This is a genomic window from Acinetobacter sp. IK23, assembly GCF_035615275.1.
Lineage (GTDB): Bacteria > Pseudomonadota > Gammaproteobacteria > Pseudomonadales > Moraxellaceae > Acinetobacter > Acinetobacter seifertii.
Genome location: NZ_JANBNX010000019.1, coordinates 16,729 through 36,289, shown reverse-complemented (window position 1 = coordinate 36,289; position 19,561 = coordinate 16,729). Strand labels below are relative to the sequence as shown.

The window sequence follows — 19,561 nt, the reverse complement described above, 5'->3', positions numbered from 1 at the left end:
CCTTATCGTGGTAATTGGTCTGGTGAAATGTGCAAGCCATCAAGTACAGTACGGAACTTTGCAGCAGTTTCGGCATGTTCAGCTTGTGGACGTGAGGCTTCCACAATTCCGGCACCGGCAAATAAACGGGCAATATTTTGATAAATACGAGCGCAGCGAACAGTCACCGACCATTCACCGTTACCTTCGGCATCGGCCCAACCCATGGTTCCGGCGAATAGTTCACGGTTAAATGGTTCAAGTTGCTGAATCAAATTTTTTGCTACAAAGCTTGGCTCACCACAAATTGCAGGTGTCGGATGTAGACGTTCAATTAAGTCAAAAACATGAGTATCGGCTTGCTTAAGCTCACCAGTAATGTGTGAGGCCAAGTGCCAAAGACGTTTGGTGCGAATAAGTGAAGGCTGTTTGGGTACATGTAGTTGCTTGCAAAAAGGTGTGAGTTCATCGGCAATCATTTCGATGACGAGTGCATGCTCATGTTGATCTTTTTGTGAAGCTAGTAAAGCTCTTGCATTATTTTGGTCAACAATCGGATCATCATCGCGTGCTAATGTGCCCGCAACAGGTTTACTCCAGATTTTATTATTTTGCTTTGCAATTAATAGTTCAGGACTTGCACCAACAAACCAACCTTCGCTTTGAGGTTGCCTTGCGACTGCATAGTTATATCCTTCAGGATTATGCTTGGCCAAGTTATAAAATACATCCGAGACTGGAAGATTGTCTTCAAATTCAAGTTGTAAAATACGAGCAAGTACTGCTTTGTCTAGCTTTTGTGCCCGCATTTGTTGTACTAAATATTCAACTTGCTGTTGATAGTGTTCACCTGAAGGTAAATAATCGGCCTGCTTTAAGATTAAGTTATCAAGATTAATATCGGTTTGTGAAAATAAAGCTTTCTGGTAAATCTTGGCATCTTGCATTAGCATTAAATTGACATCTGCCGATGAACTAAATGGCAACCCACCCATAACCTTGGCATCGCTATAACCATCTGCAATTGCTTGTTGTAATTGTAGACGGGCTTCGTTTAGCCACTCTTTTAGCTGAGTGTCTTTTGTAACCTCAATATCTTTAAGTTTTTGATGACTCGATATGATGTATTCAGGAGTCGTAAATATAAAACCAGCGTTATCAGTGCAATTTAAAACTTCTTTTGCGAGTGTAATTCTGCTTTCAGTAAAATTTTCTCGTTGGATAAAATACGGATGCTGTACCGACATCTCGCAACTCCTTATAAAATTATTTTGTTGTGATGAATTAATATTTAAACGCCTAATGTGGCTCCCCCATCGACCACAATTTCTTGCATAGTAATTTGTGCTGCTTGGTCTGAAAGTAAAAAGCTAACGGTATTAGCGATATCTTCAGGCTGAGCAAGTTTTCTAAGTGGAATACCAGTGCGGTACTGGTTTAAGTCACCATCAATAACAGCAGGTGGAGGCGAATTATCTGTCCAAAGCTGCTGCTGCATTTGAGTGAGCGTAGAGCCTGGTGAAACAATATTGAGCCTGACTTGGTGAGGTGCGATTTCAAGTGCAAGATTACGGCAGTAATGGCTCAGTGCAGCTTTACTCGTTGCATACATGCCAAGTTGTATACGTGGCATACGTGAACTGTTCGAGCTAATCGTGACAATGCTTCCCTGCTTTTTTTCACAAAAATGTTTAGCAAGTTGTTGACTAATCGCAATGGGTGCCATGACATTTACAGCAAAAAGTGTTTGCCAGTCTTCTGTTTTTGCTTCAAGCATCGAACGCATAATCAAAACGCCCGCCGCATTTACTAAACCTGTAATGTTGTGCTTTTCCAAAAGCTCCGCAATCAAATTTTGAGTAGTTTGTTGCTGTGTAATGTCTTGTGAAATTCCTTGCCAACGTGATATTTCATAGTTTTCTAGCTTTTGAATGATTTCCCATTGTTCTGGATTTTCCTGTTGGTCAATACCAATCACTTGAAACCCTTGCTGCAATAATTTTTTTGCAATAGCAGCTCCAATACCTCTTGCAGCACCTGTGACCACGATGGTAGAGCTCATGTTTAACTCCTGTTTAAAGCAATATTAAATTGCGCAACATAATTGCAAATAATTATCATTACTATCAAGTGCAATAAATATCAAATATATGATTACAATCTAAACTAAGCTATTTATTAACCATAATTTTAAATTAAGTTATTGTTTTTAATTGATATTATAAAAATAAGCATTTCTTTATTGATTATAATGATAATTGTTCTCATTTACTAATGAGAATCATTTTGTTAATTTGACCGCGCTTTCTTGTCGAGATGGACTCAAAATGAAGCCATTTTCTCATCCCTTACATCCCCTATTTCAACAACTCAATGTTGGGAGTGAGGTCTGGTGGAATACCGTTAAAAAAATAGGTAGTCCGCTAGTTAACCTACAAAAAAATAAAGCGCTCTGTACCTTTGTTTGGCGTGGTCCTGAGCCTAAAGAAAGTATCTTTGTCTATATTGATATTTATTCACAAAGCTCTTCTATCTATCAAAAGTGGAATCATTTTAGCCATATAGCTGGGACAGATGTGTACTTCTTTGAAATAGAGCTGCCCTTAGCTTGGACTGGTAGTTATGTTATAGTGACTGCTAGTGAAGAAGCGCCAGAAACAGATTGTTCGGCAACACGCCGCTTATGGTGGCAAACACAACTAAAGGAAAACGCTCAAATTGATCCTTTAAGCCACCAAGCAGTTTATACAGGACATTTAGCGCGTTATATCAATCAGATTCAACTCGAGAACACAAAATCTTTAATAAGCGATTGCCCAATTACAAAGACATTTAAATGGTCAAGTCGCTTATGCCAACAGGATTATTTGGTCGATATTTTAATTAGTGGTGAATCAGCAGAAGAAAATCTGCCATTAGTTATTTTGCTTGATGGCCAAATCTGGAGTCGAGAGCTTTCAATTCTGCCCGAAATTCAACATTTGACTGATTCAAATAAGATTCGTCCAGCAATTTATGTTTTTGTCCATAGTTTAAATAGTCAACAACGCCAACAAGATTATGGTTGTCATGAAGCATTTAGTCGGGCGTTGGTTGAAGAACTCATTGAAATGCTCCTAAAAGAATATTCGTTTATTTCTAAAACCGACATTACGTTATGTGGTCAAAGTCTAGGTGGTTTATGTGCTTTACATAGTACTTTGTTGTTCCCGACCATTTTTACTTCCCTAATTTTGCAATCTGGATCTTATTGGTGGTCAGATTTTTCAAACAGTATTTTAGGCCAAAAGCATAAAGGTAATATTTTAGAACTGCTTCAAAACGTATCTCATCAATTATCAAAAACAACTCGAATTTATATCAGTGCCGGCACGTATGAAACCGATATGCGGGACGATGCCCTTCAGCTTTATCAACAATTGCAATCATTCAATCAAGTGAGTTTTCAGACTTTTCCGGGCGGACATGATGCCGTGAACTGGCGCACTGACTTGCTTAAGGCATTGCAACAAACACTTTCACTATAACCATTTGTTTCATCAAGGATAACAATATCATGAGCAACTTACAGGAAAATTATATCAATCCCTTTGATAATGAAAGTTTGTCTTTTCAGGTTTTAAAAAATCAACAAGGTGAGTTCAGTTTATGGCCTGCTCAACATCAGGTGCCATCGGGGTGGGATATTCAGCATGGACCAGATACGCGGGCTTCATGTATTGCATATGTAGAAAAGCATTGGTTAACCATTAATCCTTTTCAACAAGCGTAATGGAGAACAGTCATGAATCAAGCATTACATAATGAGTTTACCCAAGAGCTTTCTGGGCCAACACGCTTTGAGCTTACTTCTACACAATTGGGGATATTTCTTGCCGATCATTTAAGTTCTATTAATGATCTATATACCATTGCTCACTGTCTTGAACTTCCTAAATCGGTTGATCTTTCATTATTTAAACAAGCCATTCAAATTGGTTTAAATGAAGCCGATACGGTCATTGCTTCATATTCATCTGACGCGTCTCAACCGTTTATTGAGCTTAACAATCAAGTTCAAATACAAATAGAAGAATTTAATTTTTGTCATTTAACGCCTAAAAAAGCTCAGCAACGTTTATGGGATTGGATGCCAACAGATCGGTTATGCGCAAAATCACTTAAAGAAACCGATAATCACTTATACCGTCAGGTGTTATTTACGACGCATGACAAAGTGTACTGGTATCAGCGTTATCATCACATCATGCTTGATGGTTTTAGCATGATTAACCTGACTAAACGTATTGTTGATTTATACCAGCAATTACAAGCAGGAAAAGATCTTAGTCCTTCGCCTTTTATTGAAGTTCAACATGTTATTCAAGAACGTCAGGCTTATGAAAATAGCCATCAATTTAAGCAAGATCAGAACTTCTGGAAGTCATATTGCCAAGATTTACCAAGTCCTGTCACTTTAAGTACTCATCACTTAGCAGCAAAAACGACAGCACAATTTGTTAAGCATCACCTTCGTTTTTCTTCAGGAATTTTAGCCCTGATACAACAGATTGCTTCAAATCTTAAAGTTGGTTTGAATGACATGATGATGTCATTGTCATTACAATATATTTACAAAATGACCGATAAAGCAGAATTGGTTGTCGGTATTCCATTTATGCGCCGTTTAGGTTCAAAAGCAATTCGCTCTACTTTACCAGCGGTAAATGTCTTACCGGTAAAGTTCAGTGTGAGTGAAAAAGATAGTTGGGCGAGTTTAGCGCTGCATGTGCAGGCACAACTGCAACAGATACGTCCACATCAAAAATATGATGCTGAACAAATTTTAAGAGATTTAAATAGTATCGACATTTATGAACGAATGTATGGCCCTATTTTAAACTATAAAGCTTTTGACCAAGATTTAGTGTTAGATGGTGAAAAGGTCAAAACACACCACATTTCTACAGGTCCAATTGATGATTTTGAGTTTTCTTTTATTGTTCAAGATCAAGAACTCATTATAGAACTGCGTGCAGATGCAGAGTGCTATACACAAGATGAGCTCTTTATGCATGGGCAACGTTTAACTCTATTGCTTGAACAAGCGCTGACTCAACCAGAACAACAATGGAATAGTTTTAATATTACCCCACAGCATGAACTTGCTGCCCTGACCCAAAGTGGTATTGGTCCACGTGTTAGCCATCCTGAACAATATAATAATGTTCTAGATATTTTTTATGAACAAGTTAAAAAGTATCCCGAACGTACGGCAATCGTGAGTGGCGAACGTCCAAACCTTGTGCATCTGAGTTTTGCTGAGCTTGCAGTACAAGTGAATCAACTCACTCGTTTTTTACAAGAAAATGGAGCCAAAAAGCAAACTGTCATTGCTGGAGCTATTCCTCGTTCGATTGATTCAGTTGTGGTGATGTTATCTGTACTCAATTCTGGTGCGAGTTTCTTGCCTCTCGATTTAGATTATCCAATCGATCGTATGCAAATGATGTGTGAAGATGCCAACCCATTATTTGTATTAACTACTCAAGCACTTGCACAAAAGCTACCGCAAAATATTCAGCAGTTATATCTTGATCATGAAGATGTTCAAATACAAATCCGAAAGCAAGATGCGAGTAATATTCCTGCTGAAAATCGTAAATTTAATTTCCAAGACGTCGCTTATGTAATTTTTACCTCGGGTAGTACGGGCCGTCCTAAAGGGGTAATGAATACACATGGTTCTTTACTTAACCTAATTTTGGCACATAAACCAACCATTTACTGGCCTGTATTAGAAGCTGTAAATGAGCGGTTCCCTAACCGTCCACTACGTGCAGCGCATACCCACTCTTTCTCGTTTGACTCATCTTGGTTGCAAGTTTTCTGGATGTTATGGGGCCAAGAGCTACATATTTTTGATGAAAACATGCGTCGAGATGCATTTGGTTTAGTGAAAGAAATTCAGCAACGACAAATCGATACACTTGATTTACCGCCATCTTTTTGTGCGCAAATGATGACAAATGGTTTATTTGCTGAAAATCAGCATCATCCAAGTCTTATTTTGATTGGTGGTGAAGCTGCACCGTTAGCTTTATGGCAACAGCTCAATGCTCAGCCAGCGCTTTTTGCACATAACTTATATGGCCCAACAGAATATACGGTTGATACTTTCCGAGCAGAATTAAAACAGACCGCTCGCCCTGTCATTGGTAACCCTATTGGTAATACACAAGCCTATGTACTAGATCGCCACTTGCAACGATGCCCGACTGGCGTTATTGGTGAGCTTTATATTTCTGGTTTTGGGATTGCCAATGGTTATTTAGGTCGCGCTGACTTAAGTGCTGCCCGCTTTGTAGCGAATCCATTTGAACATGGACAGCGCATGTACCGTACGGGTGATTTAGTCCGCTGGAATAGTGCGGGTAAACTTGAGTTTATGGGCCGCTGTGATGACCAAATCAAAATTCGTGGTTATCGAGTTGAGATTGGTGAAGTTGAAAATGCACTTTCGATTTTAGCCAATGTTGAAAGCGCAGTAGTCATTGCAGAACCGATTAATAATAGTCATCGTTTACTCGGTTATTGTGTGGTCAAAGACATTGAACTTGATGAAAAAACCAGTGAGCAATTAAGTCAGCAATATTTAAGTCAGTTACGTCAAAACTTACCTGAATATATGGTGCCATCTGCCCTGACTGTTATGTCCGAATTTCCACGAAATGTAAGCGGCAAAGTGGATAAAAAAGCACTGCCAAAACCTCAAATTCGTACCCATAGCCGAATGGCCGAAACGTCTGAACAACAACTTTTATGTCAAATTACTGCATCTGTTCTTAAGCTTGACGCAATTGGAATTGATGACGACTTCTTTATGACAGGTGGCGATAGTATTTTGGCCATTATGCTTTGTACTCAACTACGCCAACGTGGTTACGGCTTGAGACCAAGTGATGTATTCCAATTTAAAACAGTCGCAGCTATGGCACTGCAACTCACCCGTTTGGATGAACAACAAGCTGCTATTTCAAAACCTTTATTTTCAGTAGAGCTAGAACAAAAGGTTCAAGAAAAATATGGAAAAAATAGCACTATTTTACCTTTGCTTCCTTTGCAAAAAGGCATGCTGTTCTTATCTCAAGTAGAAAAACAATCGAATTATAATGCCTTTACTCGTCTTAGTTTAAATGGAGAAATTGATCCGGTACGTTTACAGCAAGCGTTGATTACCGTATTAAAACGTCATCCACAACTAGGCGGACATTTTGATAGTGAATTAGCTGAAGAACCTGTTTTTATCTATTCATTACATCCTACTCAAGCTTGGCCAGTTCAGTTTTGCTCAGTCACTCCCGATCTGCTTGAGCAAACTATTCAAGACGCATTGCAACAACCGAGTCATCTCGACCAACCTTATGGTCTGATTCGGGCAACCTTAATTCAACATGCTCCAGAACAGTCAGAATTATTGATTATGGTGCATCATCTGTTAACAGATGGTTGGTCAACTCCGCTGTTTTTACAAGACTTTATTAAGGCTTATCAGCAGACTAACCAACAATTACCTGTGCTTGAATATAGTTATGAAAAGGTAATTAAATCCTTATCTGCACGTGACCATGAAACATCAAAAGTAATATGGCAACGTGATTTAGCTGATTTGCAGCCACTTATTTTATTTAATCAAGCACAGCAAGCTGTGCAAGAAACTTCATATCGTTTAAGTGCTGAGTTGGGTGCGAAACTTCAACACAAATTACGCCAGCAAGGCATCACGCTCAATGTCTTCATGCAAATGATTTGGGCAATGACTTTAAATATTTATGCTCATCGTGAAGATATTGTGTTTGGTACCCCTGTTTCTGGACGTTCAGCACCCATCAATGGTTTAGAGCAACAGATTGGATTGTTTTTAAATACGATTCCGGTACGTGTAAAGCTCAACATGCAGCAAACACTTTGGGAACAATTGGCTCAGTTACAACAACTACATGTTGAACATTTAGAACATGATGGTTTGGGTCTGGGTGAAATTCAGCAATTAGTCGGACAAGGCAATCTTTTCGATAGTTTGCTAGTCGTAGAAAACTATCCTGATAATCAGTATTTACAGCAAAAACTTGGGGATGCTGCGATTTCCAAACTTACAAATCGCGGTTATAGCCATTATCCGCTTGCTTTGCTGGTTATTCCTGATCATCAAATTGAGCTATTACTCGAACAGCGTGGTGTAATTGATCAACCAGAGCATTTCCTCGAGCGAATGGTTCAATTGATTGAAATTGCCTTAAATGAACCAGAGACTTCTCTAGGTCACTATCGCTTACAACTTGCTGGAGAGCGTGATTTAATCCAGAAAGTTAATCAAACTCAATATGAAGTTCGTCCAACAACATTACAGCAATTACTGAGAGAACAAGCTCGAATTACGCCTGAACAAACGGCGTTATCTGATGAAAATCATCAGCTCAGTTTTAGTGACGTACGTTTTCAAGTTTGTGCTTTAGCTCAGCAATTGCAAAAAATGGGCGTGCAGGCTGGAGACATAGTTGCGGTTGCCCTACCAAGATCAGTCAAACTGAGTATCACTATTTTAGCGGTGATTGAAGCAGGTGCAGCTTATTTACCTATTGATTTAAAACATCCGATTGAACGCATTAAATTTATGTTGCAGGATGCCAAATCTAAACTTGTGATTGGTGAACAAAAAGATCTAGCTGCTATTGTCTCTCCATCAATAGCCACCTTTGCTTTTAATGAATTGTTTGATGAAACAAAGGTTGATTTAAGTAGCTATAAAACGACAGTGATTACCCCACAGCATCCGGCCTATTTAATCTATACATCGGGTACAACAGGTCAACCAAAAGGTGTCATGGTTGCTCACCAAGCCATTGTGAACCGTATTTTATGGATGCAATCAGAGTATCCACTGTCAGCAACCGATACAATTTTACAAAAAACGCCATGCACTTTTGATGTTTCGGTATGGGAGTTTTTCTGGTCATATTTAGTAGGTGCACGATTGGTTATGGCACCTGTAGATGCACACCGTGATCCATTGGTATTATTAAGCCTTATTCAAAAATATCAGGTAACAACATTACATTTTGTACCTTCAATGTTGGCTGTTTTTGAAAATGCTGCTACCGAAATTTTGTCATCTGCTCAGCTCCAAAGTTTGCCAATCCGCCGAGTATTCTGTAGTGGTGAGGCATTACCAACGGCTTTAGCAAAATCATTTACAGAGCACTTTAGCTGTGAGTTGCATAACTTATATGGCCCAACAGAAGCTGCGGTAGATGTGAGTTATATGGATGCAACACTGGGATTACACCCGGAAGAAAGTAGCGTTGCAATTGGATATCCGGTCTGGAATACCCAGCTTTATATTTTAGATCAATACTTACGCCCTGTTCCTGTTGGAGTAGATGGTGAGCTTTATTTAGCAGGCCATCAACTGGCCATGGGTTATTTGCATCGAGCAGACTTAACAGCAACGCGTTTTGTGGCAAACCCATTCACAGCAGGTCAACGCATGTACCGCACTGGTGATATTGCCCGTTGGCATGCAGATGGAAGTATTCAATATGTGGGACGTGCTGACGACCAATTAAAGATACGTGGGCAACGTATTGAACTGGGTGAAATTGAACAACAATTACGCTTACTCAGTGGTGTTGATGTAGTTGTACACCCTATTTCTTCTGAACAAAATAAAGCTGATGTTCAGTTAGTTGCTTACTTGCAAACAATAGCACCTGTGGACATCGACCAGTTAAAGAAACAATTGGCAAAACAGCTTCCTGCATATATGGTGCCGACACACTATGTGTTAGTTGAGCGATTCCCATTAAGTCATAATGGCAAGCTGGACCGTAAAGCACTGCCGCAACCACACCTTACTCCTTCAAATACAGAAAAACAGTATGCCACCACTGCTTTTGAACATGAACTGACACGTATTTTCCAGCAAGTTTTAAATACGGATCAAAATATTGGTGTGAACGAAGATTTCTTTGCGATTGGTGGGCATTCCATTTTGGTGATGAGGCTTGCAATTGAGATCCGAAAAGTATTTAAGCGGACCATTCCAATAGGTCAATTGATGAGTCATGTCACGATTCAACGTTTATCGGCTTTACTGCTTACACAAGAACGTTTGGCAGAAGTTGAACAAACTGGCATGCAGCCTATTTTACCCATCCGTTCCGGCTCTGGGCATCCATTGTTCTGTTTTTACCCAGGTTCTGGTTCCGCATGGCAATATACGGTACTGAACCGTTATGTACATCCTGATTTACCAATTATTGGGTTGCAGTCTCCTCGACCAGATGGTCTATTGGCAAATAGTACTGATATGGCCGAATTGGTTGAAAAACAACTTGAGATTATTCGCAGTCAACAACCAACAGGACCTTATACGTTACTAGGTTATTCACTTGGCGGCACTGTGGCTTATGCAGTTGCAGCAAAGCTCACTGAACAAGGTGAAAAAGTTGATTATCTCGGCTTATTAGACACTTACCCTGCTGAAATTCATCAGTGGTTAGATTTGTCGGTAGAGGAAATGAATGCTGAAGCTGAACAAGAACAGCTTCAATTCTTCAATGATATTTTAGCCGATGCAGATACGGCTTTAAGTGAAGAAACTCGCCGTTTACAAGAAGATATTTTTGCAAACTATCGTGATGCCGTCCGTTTATTAAAACCGTATAAGATGCCGAAGTTTAATGGTGAACTACACTTAGTTGTTGCTGAAAAAGACTTGCTGCCGTATATCCAACCAGAACAACAATGGTCGCCTTTAGTTAAAAAACTCAATATTGTTCGACTGAGTGAAGCGGACCATACCGATATATTGTCTCCGCAGCAGCTTGAAACACTTGGCCCGATTTTAAACCGCATGATTTGTCAGGCGCGCGGTTTAGAGGAGCACACGCCATGAGTTTCAAATCTTTATTGACCGATTTTAGTCTTTTAAAACGTAATGCCCATTTCAGGCATGTATTTATTGCCCGCACATTGTCCTTGTTAACGATTGGCATGTTGGTCGTGGCTATTCCAAAACAAGTTTATGACATTACGGGTAGTTCGTTAAATGTTGCAGTTGCAATGGCTTTTGAAGGCATAGCCATGTTTATTGGCTTGTTACTTGGTGGTTTGCTGTCAGATCGCAAAGATCGGAAGTGGCTAATTTTATTGGCTCGTGGTGTGTGTGGTTTAGGCTTTGCTGGCCTCGCCATCAACGCCATGTTTGAGCACCCTTCGCTCTATGCAATTTATTTTCTGTCAGCATGGGATGGCTTCTTTGGTGCTTTAGGTGTAACCGCAATGATGGCGATTATGCCTGTGATTGTAGGCCGTGAAAATATTGTACAAGCCCGTGCGATCAGTATGGTATCCGTACGTCTTGCAACTGTTATTTCACCAGCAATCGGCGGTATTTTAATTGCGGTTAGTGGTGTAGCAACTGTGTATTGGGTCTCAACCGTGGGTACTTTACTCACTGTGTTTTTATTAATGGGGCTGCCTGCACTTAAACCACAACATGCATCAAATGGTGAGAGTCCTCTTAGCCAATTAGCTCAAGGGTTTAAATTTGTTTTTAAAAATAAAGTGGTTGGTAGCACCATTTTAATTGGAACACTGCTCAGTTTTAGCAGTGCTATTCGTATTATTTTTCCGCAAATGGCAGATGAAATTTTTCACGGCGGCGCATTTGAACTCGGACTTATGTATTCAGCCGTTCCGTTAGGCTCGACTTTAGGGGCATTACTGAGTGGATGGACAACAAAGTTACTCAAACCCGGCTTGGTCATGCTCTATACGTGTTTAGGTGTTTTTAGTTGCATGATTATGATTGGGCTTTCACCTTGGCTCATCGTGACTTTGCCGATTTTATGTGTATTTGGATATTTGATGTCGATTGCCAATTTGCTTCAATACAGCATTGTGCAAGGACATACACCTGATGAATATCTAGGGCGGATTAACGCCATCTGGCTCGCACAAGATGCATTAGGCGACTCGATTGCCACTACAACTTTGGGTCTCTTAACTCGGTTTTTACCAATATCAGGAAGTATCCTCTTCTTTGGCATACTAAGCTTTGCAGTAGGATTTATGTTCCTATTCAACTCTCAAGATATGCGTGAAACAGGATTCGAAGATCCTAAATTACAAGAAAATTAATCTCTAAATAAAAAGAAGGCAATTCGTTGCCTTCTTTTGCTTTAAGCAAAATTTCGTGCCTGAAAAACCCAAGTCATAATATGGTCTTGCTCTATGGCCCAGCCACCATCATAGCATTCTAAGAGTTGATAGCCTTGCTGAATTTCTGGCAAAAAAGTGAGTGTTAATTTTTGATTTCCAAAATTAATATCAACGATAGATGCTTCTAAGAAATCGATATATTGCTTTGCAGTGGGATAAACCGCTTTATATAGACTTTCTTTTATAGAAAAAATTAAGCTCACATAATGGGCAAAATCAAAACACTCACAGGCTTTATTTTTCCATAATTCAAGCTCACATGGCGTTAAGATTAGATGTGCACTCTCTTGAGCAAATTCTGAGGTCACCCAGTGCTCAATATCAATTCCCAAATAAACCGCATTGCTAGATAGCGCAACAATTAACTTATTTTGTGAATGACTAATGCTCCCCAAAACATGAGTTGGCCAGATGGGCAAATGTTCGTCCATAGAAGTTATTGACTGATCTAGACCGAAATGATGATTTAAAACAGCCTGAGCTAAGACCCTGCCACATAAGTACTCATTTTTACGTTCGACACGCGCTTGAGCAATTTTTAGGGGATGCTCTAATCGTTGGTCTATATGCAAATGCGTTGTTTGCGATAAATCTAGCCCATAACAAAATAGCTGTGATGTAAGAAAAATAGGACTCGAGATTTCATAAATTGATTTACTGATTTGTTCAGGAATGTATAGATAATTGCTCAATGTATTCGACTTCAAAATAAATATTTTTAATGAGTTACCTCCTATCTTAACTTACTCACCACAAACATATAAATAATTATATTTATCATTTGATAATAATTATTATTTACTTATACTGTTGGGTAAATTTTGACTTTAATTTACTTATAAACATCGATTATGAAACTTATAGGACTTTTTTTGACCCTGTTGGGAGCGGTCAGTATCTATTGTAGTCATAGCAACCAAAATCTGTTATCTCAACATCTTCCTACTTTCTTTAAGTATTTGGGTCTAGTGCTATTAGGCATTGGATTTATTGCGCTCTTTGCAAGCTTACCGAAAGTGGTTGCCGCTTTTTGCTGGTTCATGCTCATTATTTTTGCGTGGTCGTTTCTTCCTTTTATGGCGCTTTTTAAACGGAAACTGGTTTCATGAAAGCTAAAATTCAGTCTCCGATCCAGCCAGACTGGTGGAGTAAAACTTTTGCTGGTGGCGTTTTTGGTCTAAGTCTTTCTATCGCTATTGGTAATTTAATTGTTTTATTGGGCCAATCTTATGTTGCCATGGATTTATTGGTGCAAGTAGGTATGTGGAGTGTTCCTTGGTTTTGGATGCCTATTATGTTTGGCAGTTATTTTTTTACGACTGGACGAAAAGCGCTTATCTATTTATTCATTGCGAATGCCCTAGCGTATAGCTGTATTTTTGTCTTACGGGGTTAAATATGAAAGTACGTTCAGACATCATGAAATTAGCAAAAAATATGCATACTTGGGTGGGTGTATGTGCTGGGATTTTGCTTTTTATCTGTTTCTTTGCTGGTGGGCTCAGCATGTTTCAGCACCATATTAGTAAGTGGGCTACGCCAACACAGCAAGTTTTACCGAAAGTCTCACCCGATCAATATAATGAACTCATTCAAAAAGTACAGACTGCCTATCCTGCTGCGCAAAAGAACTTCACACTAAATTTATCGTCCAATGAATTTCACTATGCACCCATTACTTGGAGTGAACATGAACGTGGAGATGGCTTTAATGCTGCTCAGTCTACGTGGATGGCAAGCTTAGATAACAACGGCGAGTTAATTGTTGCTCAAGAAAACCTATCTAAAGCAGGCTGGCTAATCGAACAGTTACATGAAACAGCAGGCATACCCGGCATGGCAGGTCATCACGGATTAGGACTTTACGTGATGGGCGTGGTTTCTATTTTATATTTTCTTGCTTTACTTTCAGGAGTGATTATTCTTTTACCAACTTTGGTAAAGGATTACTTTGCCATTCGGCCCGGTAAAAATAAAAAGCGCTTTTGGTTAGATGCGCATAATGTGATTGGAATTACGAGCTTACCGTTCCACATCATTATTAGTATTAGCGTTATTGTCTTTGCTTTTCATGACTTTTTTTATGATGCGATTGGACAACTTGCACTCAAAGGACAGCCTGTTTTTCAGCGTTCTCCCCCAGCGCTGATTCAACCTAAACAAACACAAATTGATGTGCAGCAAATATTAGCTCAAACAAAAAAAGTAGCACCTGAATATTCAGTTGACTATATCCAGTTCAGTAACCTCGATAAACCTGAAAAAGCCAATGCACGTATAGCCTTGTATAGTCCCGATCAGATGTTACGTGGAGCAAATCAAGACTTTATGCGTATGAACCCCTACGCCGTTGAGCACTTTAATCATAAAGGTATTAACACACAGACTGATGCTGGAAATAAGTTAATCAATGTCATGTTTAGTCTACATTTTGGAAGTTTTGGTGGTACGGGCGTACGCTGGATTTATTTTGTGTTAGGTGTCGGTGGCGCTTTCTTGTTTTATACAGGTAACATTCTTTGGGTTGAAACCCGCGCACGTAAACAAAAGCGTGCTGAAGATCCTGTTCCTGTTCAACGTAAAGATGTAGTGTTTCTTGCGAACTTAACGATAGGTGCATGTTTAGGGTGTGTTTTAGCTGTCGTAGGTACAATGTTGGCCAGTCGTTGGCTTTTCGCAGCGCTTAACATTGAAAGCATGAACCACCTCTTTATGTATGGTTATTATGCGATTTTCCTACTGAGTTTGATTTATACCTTTGTGATTGGCTATGCAAAAGCTTTACCACAACTGCTGTTAACCTTGGTTTTAGTGTTATTTGCGATTCCGCTTACATCCCTTTTAGCCTACTTCATTCCTCAAAGTGGCTTATGGGTACATGGCGGAGAAATCTTAGTGGTTGATTTCTTAGCTGTCATTTTTGCTTTCGCATTCTGGCGTTTTTATCAACAAGCCCAAGATCGCCGAAAATCTGCTCCAACGGGTAGTTTATGGGCTAACTAACAACCATGAATCAGCATGACTGAAACAATGTGTGAAAAATGAAAAATTATAAAATCCACATTGTTTCGGTCAGTTGTTTAATTTCTTGAATATCATGACTCACATAAATCATCGGAATTTTTATTTCCTGTTTTACTTTCTGAAAAAAAGGAATAATTTCAGCTTTATGATTCGCATCTAGTGCTGATAACGGCTCATCAAGCAATAACAGCTTAGGTGAATATAATAATGCTCGACCCAGTGCTACGCGCTGTTTTTCCCCTCCTGAGAGTTTGATGGGCATACGTTGTAATAAGTGCCCTAACTTTAATAACTCAATAATATAATCTGCTTCAAAGTGACGTTCTTGTTGGGACAGGTGCTTAAGACCAAATAATAAGTTTTGCTTCACCGTTTTATGCGGAAAAAGCTGAGCATCTTGAAAAACTAATCCAACATGCCGCTTTTGGGTACTCAAGTTAATGTTTTGATTTGAATCAAACCATGTTTGATCCTGTATTTTAATGAGTCCACTACGCGGTGTGTTCAGCCCTGCTATGGCATGTAAAATCGATGTTTTACCTGACCCAGAGGCACCAAATAGCCCAATAACAGCATCATCTGACTGGAAACTAGGTTCAATATGAAATTGACCCATGTGTAGCTGAAAACGGCAATCAATTAACATATTTCTACCGCCCCAAACGCTTTTTTTGATAACGATGAAACCACTGTGCAAACCATAGCGCTAAAAAAGCCACACTTAACGATAAAACAATAAGCCTTTGAATAGCAGCCTCTGTATCGGGCTGTTGCATTAAGCTATACATGGCCAAAGGCAAAGTCCGTGTTTCATTTGAAATATTACCCACAAAGGTAATGGTCGCACCAAACTCACCTAAACTGCGGCAAAAACATAAAATTGCACCAATTAAAATACCACTGTTGGCAAGTGGCAACGTGACATGAAAAAATGCCCCTAAAGATGAAGCACCTAATGTCTTGGCTGCCATTTCTAAACGCTGATCGACCAATTCAATTGCTAGTCGAATAGATTGCACCAATAGCGGAAAACCCATTACTGCGGAAGCAAGAACGGCGCCTTTCCAGTTAAATGCAAAATCAATTCCGAGCGGTGCCAAATATTGTCCAATAATGCCGCGGCTCCCAAAAACTTGTAAAAGCAAATAACCAGGAACCACTGGCGGTAGTACCAAAGGTAAAAACACTAAAGTTTCAATGAATGACTTACCCCAGAACTCTTTACGCGCCAAAAACCATCCCACGCAAATTGCAGGAATAATACTGACGACAAGACAACTTGCCGCTACCTTACAAGAAAGTTGTAGCACGCTGAGTTCTTCTGGGGTTAAAGAAAACATCATGGTTTTGCTGGAGCCAACACGCTAAAACCATACTTTTTAAAGACAGCTTTGGCTTGATTGCTTTGTAAAAATTGATAGAACTTTGTTGAGCTCCGATTCTTTTTAACTATCCCTAGAGGATAAATAATTGGTGAATGCGTATTTTCTGGAAATACCCCAACTACTGTTACATCTTTACTAATCGCTGCATCGGTTGCATAAACAATACCAACCTGACATTCACCTCGCGCAACAAAATTTAATGCAGCTCGAACATCTTCTGTTTCAACTAACTTTGGCTCAATACGGCTCCACCAACCTAGGTTAGTAAAAGCTTGTTTAGCATATTTGCCTACAGGCACACTTTTTGTATCCCCTGTACAAATCTTGCCAGTAAATACTTTATTGGGATCGGTGGTTTTATCTAGTTTTATATTTAGTGACTGCCCTTTAGGGGTAATTAGAACGAGACGGTTGCCTAATAGATTTATACGGTCATTTGCTGCAACTAATTTTTTGTTTTGTAGATAATCCATCCACTGGGTATCAGCAGAGATAAAAATATCGGCGGGAGCACCTGCTTCAATTTGTTTCGCTAATGTCGATGAGCCTGCATATGAAGTTTTAACTTCTACTTTATTTTGTTTTTCATAAATTTTTTCTAAATCGTTAATCGCATTGGTTAAGCTCGCTGCTGCATAAGCGGTAACCGATTCAGCTTTGGCTGGAACATTAAAGACTAATCCTATGCTGAGCACCGAACAGGCTAAAGCCAACTTTTTTATCTTCGTATCACTTACCATTATATTTACCTTTTTGTCGTTTTTTGCAGCGATATATACCCAAGAATATAGCGATAAGCATACGCGATGAAAAGTAGAAATTATTTATAAAGATGGATATTTTTTCTGAACAATTAAAAACCTATAGTTAAGCAAAACTGATTCACGCTTAAATTCTTTGATTTATAAAATAATTCTCATCTTATTTCTTTAAATAGCTATTCATAATTTGATAGTCATGTTCTAAGGCTTGTCGAGCATTGATTTCCATTTGACGATAGTGTTGTAAAACTTTCTGGCCCAAAGCAGTAACGGCTGCCCCACCACCATGTGTTCCGCCTGTTTGAGTTTCAACTAAAGCTGTTTCAAAGCACTGGTTCATGGTGTCTACCAGCTGCCATGCACGGCGGTAACTCATATTCATAGATTTTGCAGCTTGTGAGATCGAACCAGTTTTCTCAATTGCTTCAAGTAAGTCTGCCTTACCCGGTCCAAATGCAATGTTCTGCTCTAAAAGAATTCTAATCTGTAGTTTTAAATTTTGTTTTTTCATAGACTTAGTTCACAAAAGTTTATTTTATGCTCGTTAACATTATAGGGAAGTTTAACAAGCTAAGACATATACAAATTTAAATCTCACCTCTTTCTTGAAAAGAGTTCGATTAAAAAAATCAAAACTGCACAAAGTGGATAAAGATCTGGAAAAAACGGATAGAGGCCAAAGCCTAATCGCGGTTCAATCAGTTAAAAGCTGAATGAATAGGATTGAGCAAATGACCTCATCTAATTTAAAACAATGGAATGATTTTGTAGATGGATGTATCGACTTCCGTCCTAACGATGGCGTGTTTCGTATTGCACGTAATATGTTTACTGAGCCTGAACTATTTGACTTGGAAATGGAACTTATTTTTGAAAAGGTTTGGATTTATGCATGTCACGAAAGTGAAATTCCAAACAATCATGATTTCCTAACAGTTCAAATTGGTCGTCAACCGATTATTGTGAGCCGTGATGGTAAAGGCGAATTACACGCGATGGTCAATGCTTGTGAGCATCGCGGCGCGACCTTAACACGCGTTGCTAAAGGCAACCAATCTACATTTACTTGTCCATTCCACGCATGGTGTTACAAGTCAGATGGCCGTTTAGTGAAAGTCAAAGCACCTGGTGAATATTGTGAAGATTTTGATAAATCAAGCCGAGGCTTAAAACAAGGCCGTATTGCCAGCTATCGTGGATTTGTATTTGTAAGCCTTGATACTCAAGCAACAGATTCTCTAGAAGACTTTTTGGGCGATGCCAAACTGTTCCTTGATTTAATGGTTAATCAGTCGCCAACAGGTGAACTCGAAGTACTTCAAGGCAAGTCATCTTATACCTTTGCAGGTAACTGGAAGCTACAAAATGAAAATGGCCTAGATGGCTACCATGTCAGTACTGTTCACTATAACTATGTTTCTACAGTCCAACATCGCCAACAAGTCAATGCATCAAAAGGTGAAGAACTCGATACGCTTGACTATAGCAAATTAGGGGCTGGTGACTCAGAAACTGACGATGGCTGGTTCAGCTTCAAAAATGGTCATAGCGTATTGTTTAGTGACATGCCGAACCCAACTGTTCGTCCGGGCTACAGCACAGTTATGCCATATATGGTCGAAAAATATGGCGACAAATATGCTGAGTGGGCAATGCACCGTTTAAGAAACTTGAACTTGTACCCTAGCCTATTTTTTATGGATCAAATTAGTTCACAGCTTCGTATTGTTCGTCCAGTGGCATGGAATAAAACCGAAGTCATTAGTCAATGTATTGGCGTTAAAGGTGAATCTGCTGAAGCGCGCCGTAACCGTATTCGCCAGTTTGAAGATTTCTTTAATGTGTCGGGCCTTGGTACACCAGACGATTTAGTCGAATTCCGTGAGCAGCAAAAAGGTTTCCAAGCACGACTTGAACGTTGGAGTGATATTTCGCGCGGTTGTCAGTCTTGGGAATATGGCGCAACTAAAAACTCACAAGATTTAGGCATTCAACCCGTCATTACTGGCCGAGAGTTTACCCACGAAGGACTCTATGTAAACCAGCATGGACATTGGCAACGTCTGATGCTCGACGGATTAAACAAGAAAGCATTGAAAATGCAAGATATTACTTTTGAAAACAATACCCTGATGGATGAGGTGTAAC

14 protein-coding genes are annotated in these 19,561 nt (G+C 39.4%); 7 read left to right on the top strand and 7 right to left on the bottom strand.

The window, feature by feature from the left end:
* Window positions 1–2: 2 nt before the first annotated feature.
* Together MSG95_RS13070 and MSG95_RS13065 are read right to left on the bottom strand one after the other, a co-directional pair.
* Window positions 3–1,226, bottom strand: coding sequence for an isochorismate synthase (locus tag MSG95_RS13070; RefSeq protein ID WP_077165412.1), 1,224 nt, complete (start codon window positions 1,224–1,226; stop codon window positions 3–5).
* Window positions 1,227–1,270: 44 nt separating this feature from the next.
* Window positions 1,271–2,041, bottom strand: a complete 771-nt coding sequence (locus tag MSG95_RS13065) for an SDR family oxidoreductase (RefSeq protein ID WP_151819483.1) — start codon at window positions 2,039–2,041, stop codon at window positions 1,271–1,273.
* Between the two features lie 265 nt (window positions 2,042–2,306).
* Here MSG95_RS13065 and fes point away from each other — a divergent pair, with 265 nt between their 5' ends.
* From fes to entS, 4 genes are read left to right on the top strand one after another with little or no spacing between them, the layout of a single operon-like run.
* Window positions 2,307–3,506 (top strand): enterochelin esterase, encoded by a 1,200-nt coding sequence (gene fes, locus MSG95_RS13060; protein WP_324624768.1) that lies wholly within the window; start codon window positions 2,307–2,309, stop codon window positions 3,504–3,506.
* 29 nt (window positions 3,507–3,535) lie between these two features.
* Window positions 3,536–3,751, top strand: coding sequence for an MbtH family protein (locus tag MSG95_RS13055; protein WP_039253723.1), 216 nt, complete (start codon window positions 3,536–3,538; stop codon window positions 3,749–3,751).
* Window positions 3,752–3,763: 12 nt separating this feature from the next.
* Entirely contained in the window at window positions 3,764–10,915 is a 7,152-nt protein-coding gene (locus MSG95_RS13050; protein ID WP_324645079.1) for a non-ribosomal peptide synthetase, read from the top strand.
* Entirely contained in the window at window positions 10,912–12,162 is a 1,251-nt protein-coding gene (gene entS / locus MSG95_RS13045; RefSeq protein WP_077165408.1) for an enterobactin transporter EntS, read from the top strand. The genes MSG95_RS13050 and entS overlap by 4 nt, the downstream gene beginning before the upstream one ends.
* 41 nt (window positions 12,163–12,203) lie before the next feature.
* Here entS and MSG95_RS13040 read toward each other — a convergent pair whose 3' ends face one another.
* A complete protein-coding gene (locus MSG95_RS13040) occupies window positions 12,204–12,935 on the bottom strand; it encodes a 4'-phosphopantetheinyl transferase family protein (protein ID WP_151819485.1) in 732 nt (243 codons plus the stop codon).
* A gap of 413 nt (window positions 12,936–13,348) precedes the next feature.
* Here MSG95_RS13040 and MSG95_RS13035 point away from each other — a divergent pair, with 413 nt between their 5' ends.
* The gene (locus MSG95_RS13035) at window positions 13,349–13,639 is read left to right on the top strand and encodes a hypothetical protein (protein WP_046812789.1); all 291 of its coding nucleotides are present in this window, start codon (window positions 13,349–13,351) and stop codon (window positions 13,637–13,639) included.
* A gap of 2 nt (window positions 13,640–13,641) precedes the next feature.
* Window positions 13,642–15,246 carry a PepSY-associated TM helix domain-containing protein gene (locus MSG95_RS13030; protein ID WP_077165407.1) on the top strand — a complete coding sequence of 535 codons (1,605 nt, stop codon included), beginning with the start codon at window positions 13,642–13,644 and terminating at the stop codon, window positions 15,244–15,246.
* 46 nt (window positions 15,247–15,292) lie between these two features.
* On the opposite strand, the gene MSG95_RS13025 is transcribed toward MSG95_RS13030, so the two are convergent.
* The 4 genes from MSG95_RS13025 to MSG95_RS13010 form a co-directional block, all read right to left on the bottom strand.
* Entirely contained in the window at window positions 15,293–15,913 is a 621-nt protein-coding gene (locus MSG95_RS13025; RefSeq protein ID WP_077165406.1) for an ATP-binding cassette domain-containing protein, read from the bottom strand.
* A 4-nt stretch (window positions 15,914–15,917) separates the two neighbouring features.
* Complete coding sequence (gene modB / locus MSG95_RS13020; RefSeq protein ID WP_077165405.1) at window positions 15,918–16,610, bottom strand: molybdate ABC transporter permease subunit; 693 nt, start codon at window positions 16,608–16,610, stop codon at window positions 15,918–15,920.
* Window positions 16,607–17,392, bottom strand: coding sequence for a molybdate ABC transporter substrate-binding protein (modA, locus tag MSG95_RS13015; RefSeq protein ID WP_077165404.1), 786 nt, complete (start codon window positions 17,390–17,392; stop codon window positions 16,607–16,609). The genes modB and modA overlap by 4 nt, the downstream gene beginning before the upstream one ends.
* A 181-nt stretch (window positions 17,393–17,573) precedes the next feature.
* Window positions 17,574–17,924: a winged helix-turn-helix domain-containing protein gene (locus MSG95_RS13010; protein ID WP_077165403.1), complete on the bottom strand. Its 351-nt coding sequence runs from the start codon at window positions 17,922–17,924 to the stop codon at window positions 17,574–17,576.
* Between the two features lie 220 nt (window positions 17,925–18,144).
* On the opposite strand from MSG95_RS13010, the gene antA reads away from it, so the two are divergent.
* Window positions 18,145–19,560, top strand: coding sequence for an anthranilate 1,2-dioxygenase large subunit (antA, locus tag MSG95_RS13005; protein ID WP_077165402.1), 1,416 nt, complete (start codon window positions 18,145–18,147; stop codon window positions 19,558–19,560).
* The last annotated feature ends 1 nt before the right edge of the window (window position 19,561 follow it).